This window comes from Flavobacterium lindanitolerans, from assembly GCF_002846575.1.
Taxonomy (GTDB): Bacteria; Bacteroidota; Bacteroidia; order Flavobacteriales; family Flavobacteriaceae; genus Flavobacterium; species Flavobacterium lindanitolerans.
In genome coordinates, this window is record NZ_PJND01000007.1 from 1,547,695 (window position 1) to 1,563,278 (window position 15,584).

At 42.0% G+C, this 15,584-nt stretch carries 7 protein-coding genes; 1 reads left to right on the forward strand and 6 read right to left on the reverse strand.

Features of this window, described 5'->3' with window-relative positions; genetic code table 11:
- Positions 1–40: 40 nt before the first annotated feature.
- From scpA to udk, 5 genes are read right to left on the reverse strand one after another with little or no spacing between them, the layout of a single operon-like run.
- Positions 41–2,173 carry a methylmalonyl-CoA mutase gene (scpA, locus tag B0G92_RS06715; RefSeq protein ID WP_101471527.1) on the reverse strand — a complete coding sequence of 711 codons (2,133 nt, stop codon included), beginning with the start codon at positions 2,171–2,173 and terminating at the stop codon, positions 41–43.
- Positions 2,170–2,709, reverse strand: a complete 540-nt coding sequence (locus B0G92_RS06720; RefSeq protein ID WP_101471528.1) for a hypothetical protein — start codon at positions 2,707–2,709, stop codon at positions 2,170–2,172. The genes scpA and B0G92_RS06720 overlap by 4 nt, the downstream gene beginning before the upstream one ends.
- A 4-nt stretch (positions 2,710–2,713) precedes the next feature.
- Positions 2,714–4,087: a methylmalonyl-CoA mutase subunit beta gene (locus B0G92_RS06725; protein WP_101471529.1), complete on the reverse strand. Its 1,374-nt coding sequence runs from the start codon at positions 4,085–4,087 to the stop codon at positions 2,714–2,716.
- A gap of 50 nt (positions 4,088–4,137) precedes the next feature.
- On the reverse strand, positions 4,138–4,488 hold the full coding sequence (locus B0G92_RS06730; RefSeq protein WP_056069665.1) for an FtsB family cell division protein: 351 nt from the start codon (positions 4,486–4,488) through the stop codon (positions 4,138–4,140).
- 36 nt (positions 4,489–4,524) lie between these two features.
- Positions 4,525–5,133, reverse strand: coding sequence for a uridine kinase (gene udk / locus B0G92_RS06735; RefSeq protein WP_056069670.1), 609 nt, complete (start codon positions 5,131–5,133; stop codon positions 4,525–4,527).
- Positions 5,134–5,318: 185 nt separating this feature from the next.
- Between udk and B0G92_RS06740 the strand changes: the two genes are divergently transcribed.
- Positions 5,319–5,774 carry an SRPBCC domain-containing protein gene (locus B0G92_RS06740; protein WP_101471530.1) on the forward strand — a complete coding sequence of 152 codons (456 nt, stop codon included), beginning with the start codon at positions 5,319–5,321 and terminating at the stop codon, positions 5,772–5,774.
- A 132-nt stretch (positions 5,775–5,906) separates the two neighbouring features.
- Here the strand turns inward: B0G92_RS06740 and B0G92_RS06745 are convergent, their stop codons facing one another.
- Complete coding sequence (locus B0G92_RS06745; protein ID WP_101471531.1) at positions 5,907–15,407, reverse strand: BspA family leucine-rich repeat surface protein; 9,501 nt, start codon at positions 15,405–15,407, stop codon at positions 5,907–5,909.
- Positions 15,408–15,584: the final 177 nt, after the last annotated feature.

Genomic DNA, 15,584 nt, shown 5'->3' on the forward strand with positions numbered 1-15,584 from the left:
AAAAAAAAGCGGGAATATGATTTCCCGCTTTTTGAAATGATTATTCCTGCATTAAGATGTCTAAGATTGTAATGGCAGCTTCGCTGATTTTAGTTCCGGGACCAAAAACGGCTACTGCTCCGGAATCAAAAAGATATTGGTAGTCCTGGGCAGGGATTACGCCGCCAACGATTACCATAATATCTTCACGTCCGTATTTCTTTAATTCTTCGATTACCTGAGGCACCAATGTTTTGTGTCCGGCAGCAAGAGAAGAAACACCTAAAATATGTACGTCGTTTTCTACGGCCTGTTTGGCTGCTTCTGCCGGCGTTTGGAACAGAGGTCCAATATCAACATCAAAACCTACATCGGCATAACCTGTTGCGACAACTTTGGCACCACGATCATGTCCGTCCTGTCCCATTTTGGCAATCATTATTCTTGGTCGACGGCCTTCGGATTTTGCAAATTCGTCGGCTTTTTGCTTTGCTTTTTCAAAGCTCTCGTCATTTTTAATTTCTTTGCTATACACGCCGCTAAACGATTTGATTTGCGCTTTATATCTTCCAAAAACAGTTTCCAATGCATCGCTGATTTCACCCAAAGTGGCTCTGTTTCTGGCGGCATCTACTGCAATTTCCAATAAATTGCCCTGGCCGGATTTAGCGGCTTCGGTCAATTTATGCAAGTTCTCTTTTACTTTTTCGGTATTTCTTGTAGCTTTTATTTTTTCCAGTCTTTCGATTTGCTGTCTGCGCACCATCTGGTTGTCGACATCCAGGATGTGTAGCGGGTCTTCTTTTTCCAGTCGGTATTTGTTTACGCCTACAATGATATCCTGGCTGGAATCGATTCTTGCCTGCTTTCTGGCTGCGGCTTCTTCAATTCGCAATTTTGGTATTCCCGCTTCGATGGCTTTGGTCATACCGCCTAATTCTTCTACTTCCTGAATGAGCTGCCAGGCTTTGTGGACAATTTCATCGGTAAGTTTTTCTACGTAATAGCTTCCCGCCCAAGGGTCTACCGTTTTGGTAATTTTGGTTTCTTCCTGAAGGAAAATCTGTGTATTTCGTGCAATTCTTGCTGAGAAATCCGTAGGCAAGGCTATGGCTTCGTCTAAGGCATTGGTATGTAATGATTGCGTACCTCCAAAGGCGGCGGCGGCGGCTTCGATACAGGTGCGGGCTACGTTATTAAACGGGTCCTGTTCTGTAAGACTCCAGCCCGAAGTCTGGCAATGGGTTCTTAAGGCAAGCGATTTCTCGTCCTGAGGATTGAACTGTTTGAGCAGTTTAGCCCACAGCATTCTTCCGGCACGCATTTTTGCAATTTCCATAAAATGGTTCATCCCAATGGCCCAAAAGAACGAAAGTCGTGGAGCAAACTCGTCGATTTTCATTCCTGCAGCTAGTCCTGTACGGATGTATTCAAGTCCGTCGGCTAAAGTATAGGCCAGTTCAATATCTGCCGTAGCTCCGGCTTCCTGCATGTGGTATCCGGAAATCGAGATAGAATTGAACTTAGGCATTTTTTTACTCGTAAAGTCGAAAATATCGGCGATGATTTTCATTGACGGAGTAGGCGGATAGATGTAAGTGTTTCGTACCATGAATTCTTTCAGGATGTCATTCTGGATGGTACCTGAAAGCAGTTCCGGTTTTACGCCCTGTTCTTCAGCAGCTACGATATAAAATGCCATAATTGGCAATACGGCACCGTTCATGGTCATGGAAACCGACATTTCATCAAGCGGAATCTGGTCGAACAGTACTTTCATGTCTTCTACAGAGTCGATAGCCACACCTGCTTTTCCAACATCGCCAACCACTCTTTCGTGGTCGCTGTCATAACCTCTGTGCGTTGGAAGGTCGAATGCAATGGAGAGTCCTTTTTGCCCGGCAGCCAGGTTTCTTCTGTAAAAGGCATTACTTTCTTCTGCTGTTGAAAATCCGGCATATTGACGAATAGTCCAGGGACGGCGAACGTACATAGTGGCGTACGGGCCACGAAGATTTGGTGCGAATCCTGCTCCAAAATTAAGATGTTCCAGATTTTGGATGTCTTCTTCGGAATAGGTGTTTTTCAGTTCGATACCTTCGGCCGTCAGGAAGTTTTCGACGGTTTCTGATAGGGTCTTTTTATTGTCGGCTTGTGAACCTAATTTTATATGTTGGATGTCTTTTCTTTTCATGGTTTATCTAGAATCGCTGTTTCTTTGATAAAGTGTTTTATTTCGTCTGTACTAACTTCTCCATATTTTATCATAAGCTTGCCTTTCGAATTAAGAGTGATAAAGCACTCGCAACTCTCCATCTTATTTATTTTGTTTATTAAGTTATGAAGAAAATGGTTCTCATCGTAATAATAATTGTATTCCGGAGTATATTTTTCCTTTCCTTTTTCTTCATAAAAAGAATTTATGATTTTGGAATTTTCCGGAAATACAACATTGCCTTCTTTGTAGAAATTATCAAACCATTCTTCTCCTTTCTTAGGATCACCCACGTATTTTGAATAATGGCAATATTTTCGAGGCTGTATGTAATGGATTGACAGCATTGAAACAGAATCCAAATTGGTCTCAGTATATTTATTCAGATACAATTTCAAATTGGCCAGTTCAATTTGCATCAGATTTCGGGAAAATGTATTTTTAAATGACTTTTGCGCATAGGTCAAATTGCCTATAAAGAATATGCAGATTAATAAGTTTTTAAAGTTTTTCATAACCTTATCCGTTTTCTTTTTCGCTTTCCAAACGTTCCTGTTCCATTTTTTCTGCCAATCGTTTTTCTATGATTGGTGTTACCAGCGTTTTTCTAGGTTTTGATTTTACAAAAGGAAATAGCTCCAGGTCGTGGCTCATCCTGTCATTTTTGTTAGGATATTTATTGGTTCCCAACAGGATTTCTTTTCCTGAATCAAACAAATCCTGTTCTTTTGCAGCACTCTCCTGAATTTTTCTTTGAATAGTGCCTTCAATCAATTGTGTAATTAAACCACCGTTTGCTTCGATGTCTTTGAACAGGGCTAAAGCTTTTTCGGCTAATTGCTCTGTTAATGTTTCTATATAATAGCTTCCGTCTGCCGGATTATTGACCTTGTCAAAATAGCTTTCGTGTTTTAGTACCAGAAGTTGGTTTCTTGAAATGCGATCCCCAAATTCGTTGTCTTTATGGTATAAGGAATCGTATGCCAGATTCGAAACGGCATCCGCACCGCCTAAAATCGCACTCATGCATTCTGTGGTGGTGCGAAGCATATTTACGTTATAATCGTAGAGTGTTTTGTTTCTTTTGGTTGGGACAGCAAGTATGTGGCAGCCTGAATTATGGTCGTATTCTTTAGCCAAAAGGTCAAAAAGCAGGCGTAGGGCACGCAGTTTTGCAATCTCGAAAAAATAATTTGTTCCCACAGCTACCTGAAATGTGATGGGCTTTGAAACGGTTGCCATCCGGTTAAAGTATTCATTGGCATGGGCTAGCATATAAGCCAGTTGCTGGACAATATTGGCTCCGGCATTTTGATAAAGGCTTCCGTCAATGCTAAGGAAATTCGCATTTTGGCAAGAGATGGAAATTCTATTCAGAAGGTTAAAGTCGGAATCAAGATTCGTGTGCCAGTTGCCCTCTTTTGCCAGTTTTCCAATCGGGTCAATTTGTATAAAAAAGTTGGCGTTTCTGTTTTTGGCAATGGTGTCGATTTTTTTGACGAAATCGATTGAAAGGAATGATAAATGGAAGTAAACGGTTATCGTTTCTAACGGAAGTTTTTCCAATAGTTTAGCTATATCCAGATTTTCATCTTCTATAGTAAACCCGATACTTTCTGCTCCTCTGGACAGGGTTTCCAAGGCACGATTTACAGATTTATCCAAATCATGTACGAAAATATTCTGGACTATTTTGAAAGCGGTTTCTTTTTCTGAGAAAGAAAGCGGGTTTTCAAATTCGTCAATATGGTAGAAGGGCTTTACTTTGATGCCCTCCGGACTTTCCCAGATTAGCGTTTCGTTATAATCTGCTCCTTTGAGTTCGTACTGAATCTGCTGCTTCCATTGTTTGGAAGTTACTGGATTGAAGTCGTCAAATAGATGGTCGGCCATTTTTAGGTTATGTTGTTCTGCTAAAACTGTTAATCTTCGCAGAGATAATATTATAATGATTTGCTTTGCTCTTCTTCTGGCAGGTCTTCTTCAAATTCGATAATATATATGTCTTCGCTGTCGCGTTTCATATAGTATTTTTCACGGGCATATTTTTCAATCTGATCAGGATTCTTGAGCAGTTTTATTTTTTCTTCGTCGAGTTTAATCTCGTCCTGATAATATTTTTTATTGTCTTCCAGTTCTTTTATTTCCTTGTTAAGAATTCTATGGTCTAGCAGGGAATAATTGTCAAGAAAAACCATCCAGGCTATAAAAAGCGCCAATACCAATACATATCTGTTTCCGAGAAATCTCAGAAAAGGATAACGGCTGATTATATTTTTGAACGGATTTTTCATCCCTGAATTTTTACTTTATAAAATTAGGAATAAAAATTATAAAATACGCTGATTGATTACGGCCCGGACTACATCAATGGCCACGGTATTGTATTTGTCGTTTGGAATAATGATATCTGCAAAAGCTTTAGTTGGTTCGATAAATTGCTCGTGCATTGGTTTTAATGTTGTCTGGTAGCGGTTCAATACTTCTTCCATGTCGCGGCCTCTTTCGGCAATATCACGTTTGAGGCGGCGAATCAGACGTTCATCCGGATCAGCGTGGACAAAGATTTTTATATCAAACATGTCGCGAAGCTCCGGATTGGCAAGAATCAGGATGCCTTCAACTATCATAACTTTTCTTGGATGCGTGTTGATAGTGTCTTCAGTACGGTTGTGCGTTACAAAAGAATAAACCGGCTGTTCTACATTTTTTCCGGCTTTTAAATCCTTTAAATGAGCAACTAACAATTCAAAATCGATGGCCCTTGGATGGTCAAAATTGATGAGTGCTCTTTCGTCAAAACTGAGATTATGGTTTTCTCTGTAATAGGAGTCCTGAGAGATTATTCCAACTTCAGTCTGAGGTAATTCGTTCATAATTTGTTGGACAACAGTTGTTTTTCCGCTTCCGGTTCCGCCGGCAATTCCGATAATGAGCATAAGGGTTGTGTTATGTTTTTCTTTTGGCAAAAATAGAAATTATATTGAGAGTGGTTTTTGTTTTTTAGGGAAATGTTTCAGCGGAGAATTGGAGTTCTGATTAATTGAGAAAAAATTAATCCACAAGCAACAGAATTTTATTAATTTTAATAGGGCTGACAAATAGCAGATTAAAAATAAAAATTATGGAAAAAAAGGAACTGACCATTAAGGCAGCAATCCAAATACTCAAGCCTGTATCTGAAGTGTTTGAAGCGATTGTTGATCCTGAAAAAATGGCAAATTATTTTATTGCGAAAGGTTCGGGTAGGATGGAGGAAGGGATAGAAATTGAATGGAAATTTCCTGAATTTGATATGCAATTCCCGATTACGGTTGGCAAAATCGAAAAGGACAAGTATGTATCGTATTATTGGGATGTCAATAAAAAGAAAAATCTGGTAGAAATAACCTTATCGTCTTTTGGAAAAGATACTGTTGTAACGGTTACTGAGAAAGGAATGGAAAATAATGAAGAAGGAATTAGCTGGCTGATGGGAAATACGGAAGGTTGGGCAAATTTTCTAGCCTGTCTTAAAGCGTATCTGGAATATGGTATCAACCTTAGAAAAGGAGCCTTTGAATTTAGGAGAGAAGATTAAAGAGAGGTTCACCTGAGAATTTTTATTTTAGCCACAGATTAAAATGATTACGCAGATTTGGGAAACCTGAATCTGGATAAATAAAAAAACACGCCCAAATATGGGCGTGCTTTTTTTTAGGTTATTACTATTTTATTTTTTGACGACTTTTACAGTCGATTTTTTTCCATTTGACATGACGGATAAGGCGTAGGTTCCGTCAGGCAAATCGCCAAGGAATAGCCTTACTTCCGCAGAATGGTCGTCGTGTTTTCTCACCATCTGACCCATGAGGTTGTATACCTCAATCGAATCGATGGTTTCCGAACACTGGATGTTCAGGTAATCTTCCACCGGATTCGGATAGTACTTAAAGGTCAATTTTTGCGGTTTTCCAACACCCAGTGCCGCATTTACCGCAACGGCAAGAGGAAGACTCGGGCAATGCCCGTCTTCAATAGCAACGGCATAATAGGTTGCCCCGTCAACCAGTTGGGTAGCGGTAGGCAATGGGTTGGTATTGTTTACCGCGTCATTGTAGCTGGCGTACCAGGTTACATTTGCAGGCGTTACCACAAGGTCTGCTATGGTAGCTCCTTCTTCGAACTCTTGCAATGGTGCTCCTTGCGGAGTTGGCAGCCTGTCGTTCAGGGTGACGATGACCAGTGTCCTTTCCGGGCTTTCGCATCCGTTGACCGTTTGCGAGGCATAATAGGTCGTTCCGTCTACCAGCGGCGTATTGCCTGGAAGTTCCTGTGTTGCATTGGCAGAAGCATACCATTTTACCTGCGTCCCCTGTATTGCAAGGTTGCTTATGGTAGGATTGGCGGTACTACAGAATTCCTGTATTTCTTCCGCAACAGGCGGTACTACTTCCTGAGGCTGGGTGATGGTAAATACCTTTGTGATTACGGAACCGTTGGCATCGGTTACCGTAACGGTATAGATTCCTGCTGCCAGTCCTGCTGCGGTTGGCGCCGTTCCTCCGTTTGGTGACCATGAATAGGAGTATGGTGCCGTTCCTCCGGATATGCTGACTGTAGCCGAACCGTCAGAACTTCCATAACATGTTACGTTTGTCTGGGAGGAATCTGTTATGGCCAATGTTTCCATAATGGTAAAATCGGCTCCGGTATAAACGATGTCATAATTATTTCCTGCGTTTAGTGTCCCCTGTGTGATAGGGTAGGTTCCGGCAGTTTCGCCTGCGGTTCTTACCAATGATCCGGTAAGTACCGCCTGTGTATCTCCATTGACTAAACCTGTTACGGTGTATGTCAATACCGGGTCAGTCGTTCCGTAGGTTTTCGATTTCGCATCAGCAACGATGTTCAGTGTTGCTTTGGTGATGTTGAAATCGGCACCGGTATAGGCGATATCATAGTTTCCGCTTACGGCCAGTGTCCCCTGGTTGATGGCATAGGTTCCTATGTCTTCGCCTGCCGTTCTTGTCAAGGTTCCCGTGATAACCGTTTGGTCGTCACCGTTTGCCAGTCCTGTAACGGTATAAGTCAATACAGGGTCAGCCGTTCCGTAGGCTTTTGATTTCGCATCTGCAACGATGTTCAGGGTTGCCTTCGTGATATTGAAATCCGCGCCGGTATAGGCGATGTCATAGTTTCCGCTTACTGCCAGTGTTCCATGGTTGATGGCATAGGTTCCGATGTTTTCACCGGCAATTCTTGTCAAGGTTCCCGTGATAACCGTATGGTCGTCACCGTTTGCCAGTCCTGTAACGGTATAAGTCAATACAGGGTCAGCCGTTCCATAGGCTTTTGATTTCGCATCGGCTACGATGTTCAAGGTTGCTTTTGTGATGTTGAAATCGGCACCGGTGTAGGCGATGTCATAGTTTCCGCTTACTGCCAGTGTCCCCTGGTTGATGGCATAGGTTCCGATGTTTTCGCCTGCCGTTCTTGTCAATGCTCCCGTGATAACCGTTTGGTCGTCACCGTTTGCCAATCCCGTAACGGTATAGGTCAGTGCCGGGTCAGCCGTTCCATAGGTTTTCGACTTGGCATCAGCAACGATGTTCAGTGTTGCTTTGGTGATGTTGAAATCGGCACCGGTGTAGGCAATGTCGTAATTTCCGCTTACGGCCAGTGTTCCCTGGTTGATGGCATAGGTTCCTATGTTTTCACCGGCTGTTCTTGTTAGATTTCCGGTAATTACTGCATCGGTATCTCCATTCACCAAACCTGTAAAAGTATAGGTCAATGCCGGGTCAGCCGTTCCGTATACTTTTGACTTGGCATCTGCAACAATGTTCAAGGTTGCTTTTGTGATGTTGAAATCGGCCCCGGTGTAGGCGATGTCATAGTTTCCGCTTACGGCCAGTGTTCCCTGGTTGATGGCATAGGTTCCTATATTTTCGCCTGCAATTCTTGACAATTCTCCCGTGATAACCGTTTGGTCATCTCCGTTTGCCAACCCTGTAACGGTATAGGTCAATGCCGGGTCAGCCGTTCCGTAGGCTTTTGATTTCGCATCTGCAACAATGTTCAAGGTTGCTTTTGTGATATTGAAATCAGCACCGGTGTAAGAGATAATATAATTTTCAGCATTTAATGTTCCTTGTCCAATGGCGTAGGTTCCTACATCTTCTCCGGCTGTTCTGGTAAGCAATCCAGTTAATACAGTTTCTGTATCTCCGTTTACCCATCCGTTAGTGACGTATGTCAATATTGGGTCTTCAGTTCCGTATATTTTGCTAATAGTGTCGGCGGTTACTGTCAGATTCGCTTTGTTGATTGTCAATCTAAAAATAACATCCGCTGCCGGATTATAGGTTTCGTTGCCCGCTTGTTTTGCGGTGATATCAACTTCTCCTGCTTTATTGATTTTCAGTTTCCATTTGTTTCCGTCTGTACTGTCCTGGAAAGCTTCAGCTATGCTATTATCAGCAGATACGTAGCCTACTTCAAGCCCTGAACTTGCCGTAGCAGTAGGTACAAAAGGCATATCACCATAGGTTTTGACCATATCAGTAGCCGTAATGGTTTGCGATAATCCACAGCTTTCTCCGCTTGGACTGTCACCTGTAATGGTCCAGCCTTTGGTAGTGGTCAATAGGGTTCTTGCCGCTTCGGCATTGGTTCCGTATTGTCTGCCTTCCGCTCCGAGGCTAAGCCCTGATGGTGTGTTTGGATTGGCTGCCCATCCTTGTAACGTAAACGAATAGTTTTGACAATCCATTACTGAATTGTTCAGCATATTGTCCATCGTTACAGCAGGGTTGAGTTGCCATGTGCCTATGTTTTGGTTAAATGTTTGTGCATTATAAAACATGCCGGACATATTAGTGACCTTTTGCGTGTCCCAGTTACTTATATCCTTATTAAAGCCACGATTGCCTGAAAACATATAGCTCATGTTGATTACATTTGCGGTATTCCAGTTGCCTATATTTTGGTTGAATGCTTGGGCATAATTAAACAGGCCGGACATATCAGTTACCTTTTGAGTGTCCCAGCCACTGATGTCCTGATTGAAAACCCGTGTACCATAAAACATACTTCCCATATTGGTTACATTTGAAGTGTTCCAGCTGCTGATATTGTGATTGAAAGCATATGCATTTGACAACATACTTCCCATATTGGTTACATTCGATGTATTCCAGCCGCCAATAGGCTGATTAAAGGCATAAGCATTTGCAAACATTGCAAACATATTGGTTACATTCGATGTATTCCAGTTGGATATGTCCTGATTAAATGCTACGGCATAATTAAACATGGTGGACATATTGGTTACATTTTGTGTATTCCAGCTGCTGATATTTTGATTGAAAGCATAAGCATTTGCAAACATGCCGAACATATTGGTTACATTTTGTGTATTCCAGTTGCCTACATTCTGGTTAAAAATGTGTGCACCATAAAACAGATAGAACATATTGGCTACATTCGCTGTATTCCAGGTGCCTATATTGGCGGGGCCATTGAGGGAGTAACATCCCTGAAACATACTGGATATATCGCTAACGTTGCTCAAATCGGGTACATCAGTTGCGGTTATATTCAGGTTATGACAGTCCATGAACGCATTTTTCATTGTACTCCATTGTACCGTACCCCATTGTGTAACATCAATCAATTTTAATCGTTCAGGGTTCAGCTGCGGGTTTCTGATTTTAATTGCTTTGAGATTGTCTGGTTTGAGATTCAGGGTAATGATTTCGTTTACAGGCAGTCCGGAAATATTAACTTCGTAAGTGCCTGCTGCAATTGTTCCGCTACCGCTGATACCTCCCGAGGCTTTCCAGAAATAGTCTACTGATGTGCCGGGAGAAATGGTTGGATAAAACCTGATCGTATTGCCGGAATTTGGCTTGCTCATGTCCCATACCGTGACAAAGTCTCCTGTTGCGGCTGTAATGGTAAAGTCTGCTCCGGTGAAAGAAATGGTATAGTTTTCAGCATCTAATGTCCCTTGAGATATAGCATAGAGTCCTACGGCTTCGCCGGCTGCTCTGCTCAATGTTCCTGTCAGTGCAGTCTGGTCATCTCCATTCACTAATCCGGTAGCCGTATAGGTCAGTGCCGGGTCTGTCGTGCCGTATTCTTTGGATAATGCATTTGCTGTTATGGATAAAGGAGCCTTGTTGATGGTTAATGTAAAAATGACATCTGCCGCCGGAATGTAGGTATCGTTACCTATTTGTTTTGCCGTGATATTGACTACTCCTGCTTTATTGATTTTCAGTTTCCATTTGTTACCGTCTGCACTGTCCTGAAAGGCTTCTGCGATGCTGTTATCAGCAGATACGTAGCTTACCTCAAGCCCTGAACTTGCCGTAGCAGTAGGTACAAAAGGCGCATCGCCGTAGGTTTTTACCATATCAGTAGCTGTAATGGTTTGATCAAGCCCGCAGTTTTGCCCACTTGGCCCGCCGTCTGTAATGGTCCAGCCTTTGGTGTTGGTTAAAAAGTTTCTTGCCCTTTCAGCATTAGTGCCGTATTGTCTGCCTCTAGCTCCCAGATCACGTCCTGATGGTGTGTTTGGATTGTTTGCCCATCCTTGTAGTGTAAACGAGTAGTTCTGGCAATCTATTCCTGAATTGCTTAACATATTGGTTATATCTACATTTGGATTGAGCTGCCAGTTGCCAATATTTTGATTAAAGGCAGTAGCATTTAAAAACATGTATCCCAAACGAAGTACTGAAGAAACATTCCAATGGCTTAGGTCCTGATTAAAGGAGCTTGCATAATTGAACATACCAGACATATCGGTCACTGCAGTAATATTCCAGTTACCTATGGGTTTATTAAATGCAGTTGCCGAATCAAACATACCGCTCATATTGGTTACTGCTGAGGTATTCCAGTTGCCAATATCCTGGTTAAAATTTTTGGCACTGGCAAACATAATTTCCATATTGGTTACCACAGCAGTATTCCAGTTGCCAATAGGCTGGTTAAATGCTTTGGCATAAAAAAACATCCCAGTCATATCCGTCACGGCAGCGGTATTCCAACTACTGATGTTTTGGTTAAAGGCTTCGGCATTTCTAAACATATAGCTCATATTGGTTACATTTGATGTATTCCAATTGCTGATATCTTTATTAAAGACCAATGCATAGGCAAACATTGTACTCATATTGGTTACGTTTGCCGTACTCCAGTTGCTAATGTCCTGATTAAAAACATTCGTATTATTGAACATATAGCTCATATCGGTTACATTTGCTGTATTCCAATTGCTTATATTTTGATTGAATGATCTGGCAATAGTAAACATATAACTCATGTTGGTCACATTTGCCGTATTCCAACTGCTAATATCCTGATTAAAAGCAACGGCAATGTAAAACAAACCCTCCATATCGGTTACATTTGCTGTATTCCAACTGTTGATGTTAGCAGGACCGGTAAGCGACTGGCAGTTTCTAAACATGTTTCGCATAGAACGTACTGCACTCAAATCAGGTATATCAGTAGCGGTAATATTGAGATTGACACAATCATTAAAGGCATTTTCCATTGTGCTCCAGGCTACGTCACCCCATTGGATAATGTCTACAAGACGTCGCTTGTCGTTGCTACTGATGGCTGCGATACTAATAGCTTTTATTTCAGAACCAATACTCAGAGTGATGATTTCGCCGGCGGGCAGACCTGTTATCTGGGCGGAATTGTTTGTTGTCAGTGTACCACTACCACTGCTACCTCCTGATGATGTCCAGATATAGCTTACTGGTGCATTTTGGTAGGTGGTAATTCCAAAATGCAGGCTGGTGGGCGTGCTTTGGCTTTCAGAAGATCTGCTCATATCCCAAACGGTAACAAACGGTCTTCCGCAGATAGTACCGCTTGGGCTGTCGCCAGTAATGGTCCAGCCTTTGGTGGTGGTCAGCGATGTACGTGCTGCTAAGGCACTGGTGCCGTATTGTCTGTATAAAGCTCCAAGGTTACGCCCTGAGGGTGTATTGGAATTGGCTGCCCAGCCTCTGAGCGTTGCAGAATAATTGGTACAATCCAAACCCGACTGGCTCAACATATTAGTCATTTTTACAACAGGATTCAGTTGCCAGTCACCTATGTTTTGGTTAAATGACTGAGCTCCCTGAAACATTGCTTCCATAGTTGTTACGTTTGCTGTATTCCAGTTGCCTATGTTCTGATTAAATACCGGATTACTTCTAAACATCTCCTCCATATTGGTTACGTTTGCCGTATTCCAGTTACTGATGTCCTGATTAAATATCGGACTCTCTCGAAACATATAACCCATATGGATCACGTTTGCTGTATTCCAGTTGCCTATGTTCTGATTAAATACCCAGGCGTTCCAAAACATTCCCCCCATAGAGGTTACTTTTGCTGTATTCCAGTTACCTATGTTCTGGTTGAAGACCTGTGTGTAAGAAAACATACTTCCCATATTGGTAACATTTTCTGTATTCCAGTTGCCAATATTGCCATTAAAAGCGTAGGCATATTGAAACATGCCTTCCATGTTGGTTACCTTTGACGTATTCCAACTGCCAATCTCTTGATTGAAAACCAAAGCAAATGAAAACATCTTTGACATATTGGTTACGTTAGCTGTGTTCCAGCTGCTGATGTTCTGGTTAAATGCCTGAGCAAACTGAAACATTGCTTCCATATCGTTCACCTTTTCGGTATTCCAGCCGCTGATATTCTGATTGAAGGCTGAGGCTCCTCTGAACATGTAAGCCATGGTGGTTACATTTCGTGTATCCCAATTGCTGATGTCCTGATTGAAACGGGTTGCCCTGCTAAAAACCTGAATCATATTGGTTACATTTGACGTGTTCCAGCTTCCTATGTTGGCCGGACCAGTGAGTGAGGAACAGTCCGCAAACATGCTTCTCATATTGGTTACCCTGCTCAGGTCTGGCATGTCTGTAGCTGTAACATCGAGGTTAGAACACTGTACAAACGCATTTTGCATACTGCGCCATTCAGCGGTTCCCCATTGGGCAACGTCGATAAGGCGTGGGTCGTTAAAGACACTAAAAGCCGCCAGATTCTCAGGTTTTACGTGAAGTGTAATCGTTGGCTTATTGGCGGGTATGGTAATTTGAAGGTTACCCGAAGTAGTAACGGTGCCACTACCGGTGCTGCCATCGGGCGCTGTCCAGAAATATCTGACCTGATTGTTTGGCGATGGTAACGTAGTAATGTTGATCGTTATCCTTGTATTGGTACTTGCTTTGGTCATGTCCCATACGGTAATAAAATCTCCGGTAGCATTGGTGATGGTAAAATCGGCTCCGGTATAGCTAATGGTATAGTTAGCTGCTGATAAGGTTCCCTGTGTAATGGGATAAGTGCCCATGGCTTCACCAATGGCTCTTTGCAAAGTGCCAAAAATTACAGCCGGAGTATCGCCATTTACCAATCCGCTGGTGGTAAAGGTCAGTACCGGATCTGCCGTGCCAAATTCTTTTGACCTGGCGTCGGCTGTTACGTTTAAAGGAGCTTTGTTTATCGTTAGTCTAAAAATAACATCCGGAGCCGGAGTATATATTTCATTTCCGGGCTGTTTTGCGGTAATATTGACTTGTCCTGCTTTTTTGATTTTTAGTTTCCATTTGTTGTTGTCTGCACTGTCCCTAAAGGCTTCTGCAATACTGTTATCTGCGGAAATATAGCTGACTTCCAGACCGGAACTTGCCGTGGCCGTTGGCACAAAAGGTATATCGCCGTAGGTTTTGACCATATCGGCTACTGTAATGGTTTGTGAACGTCCGCAACTTTGCCCGCTAGGGCTGTCTCCAATAATAATCCAGCCTTTGGTGTTAGTCAAAAAGGTTCTTGATGCTGTGACATTGTTGCCATATTGTAGGCCCAATGTTCCAAGTCTGCGTCCGGCAGGCGTGTTTGGATTGTTGGCCCAGCCATTCAGTGTTGCTGAGTAGTTAACGCAGTCTAAACTGGATTCATCGAACATACTACCCATATTTACAGAAGCATTAAGCTGCCAGTTACCAAGGTCATGATTGAATCTACCTGTTCTGTAAAACATCTCTCTCATATCTGTTACGGAAGCTGTATTCCAGTTGCTCAAGTTTTGATTAAAAACTTTGGCATTCTGAAACATATAACCCATATTGGTTACGTTTGCCGTATTCCAGTTGCCTATGTTTTGATTGAAGGTATAAGTATAACCAAACATAAAGTCCATATTTTTTACTGAAATGGTATTCCAACGACTGATGTCCTGATTGAAAGTTTCTGCCTGATAAAACATAGCACGCATATTGGTCACTTTTTTAGTATCCCAGTTGCCAACATTCTGATTAAATGCTTTTGCGTCTTGAAAAAGACCTTCCATAGTAGTCACATTCGCTGTATTCCAACTGCCTATATTGCCGTTAAAAACGAAAGCCTGCTTAAACAAAGCGGACATATCGGTTATGTTTTCAGTATTCCAACTTTCTATGTTGGGAACGGTTTGAAGTTCCGCACATCCGTAAAACATCCCCTTCATGCTGCTTACTCCTGTAAGATTTGGAATATCTGTAGCGGTTACTCTTAGGTAAGTACAAGCTAAGAATGCATTTTCCATACTTTTCCATGCTACGTTACCCCATTGAGAAATGTTCACAAGTCGTTTTGGCTCAATTTGGTTAAAAGCGGTGAATTCAGGTGCTATACTTAATGTAATTAATTCATTTGCAGGCAAACCTATAATTGTTGCCTGAGCACTGTTTGCAGGTATAGTGCCACTACCACTATTGCCATTAGATGCGGTCCAGCTATAGTTAACCGGTGTATTAGGCAAGGTTGTAATACCAAAACGCAAAGCCGTAGAACTACCTAACGGTCCGTGAGGTTTGCTCATGTCCCAAACAGTAATAAAGTTTTCCGGGGCGACAGTATTGGCTTCCGGTATTGAAACTGTTTCTGTAACGCCGGTAGCTGCGTTGGTGTTCTGAAGGTAATTTTTACCTATAGGAGTTTTATAGGTGCTACTGTTACTGGTTGTATTGTGTGCGTCTTTTTTATAGAATACACTACTATCATCCGGCATATTGTCAATAAAGCTGTATAATACAGATTTTGTAGCCAATACGGTTGCCACATCATTGTTTGATGATAAATGTTTGTTTGCAAAGCTATGGATATAGCCCAAAAGCAAAAAGGCCAATAAATAAGTAGAATGTAATTTTCTCATCTTTAAATCAATTTAATTTGTTCTCAATCCCGATTCTTTATAGGAATCATTAAATTAGAAGCTATTCCAGACAGCGATTGCTGTAGAATTGCTACAAAAGGGACTCATAGACAGATGCGGAATTGTTTCCGAAAACTGCATAATCAGTCGAATGCTATTAAAGATGAGTAAATAAAA

Excerpts from the sequence above, each read along its gene's own strand:
- B0G92_RS06720 (WP_101471528.1), bottom strand. The coding sequence starts at position 2,709 with ATGAAAAACTTTAAAAACTTATTAATCTGCATATTCTTTATAGGCAAT.
- B0G92_RS06745 (WP_101471531.1), bottom strand. The coding sequence starts at position 15,407 with ATGAGAAAATTACATTCTACTTATTTATTGGCCTTTTTGCTTTTGGGC.
- udk (WP_056069670.1), bottom strand. The coding sequence starts at position 5,133 with ATGCTCATTATCGGAATTGCCGGCGGAACCGGAAGCGGAAAAACAACT.
- B0G92_RS06740 (WP_101471530.1), top strand. The coding sequence starts at position 5,319 with ATGGAAAAAAAGGAACTGACCATTAAGGCAGCAATCCAAATACTCAAG.
- B0G92_RS06725 (WP_101471529.1), bottom strand. The coding sequence starts at position 4,087 with ATGGCCGACCATCTATTTGACGACTTCAATCCAGTAACTTCCAAACAA.
- scpA (WP_101471527.1), bottom strand. The coding sequence starts at position 2,173 with ATGAAAAGAAAAGACATCCAACATATAAAATTAGGTTCACAAGCCGAC.
- B0G92_RS06730 (WP_056069665.1), bottom strand. The coding sequence starts at position 4,488 with ATGAAAAATCCGTTCAAAAATATAATCAGCCGTTATCCTTTTCTGAGA.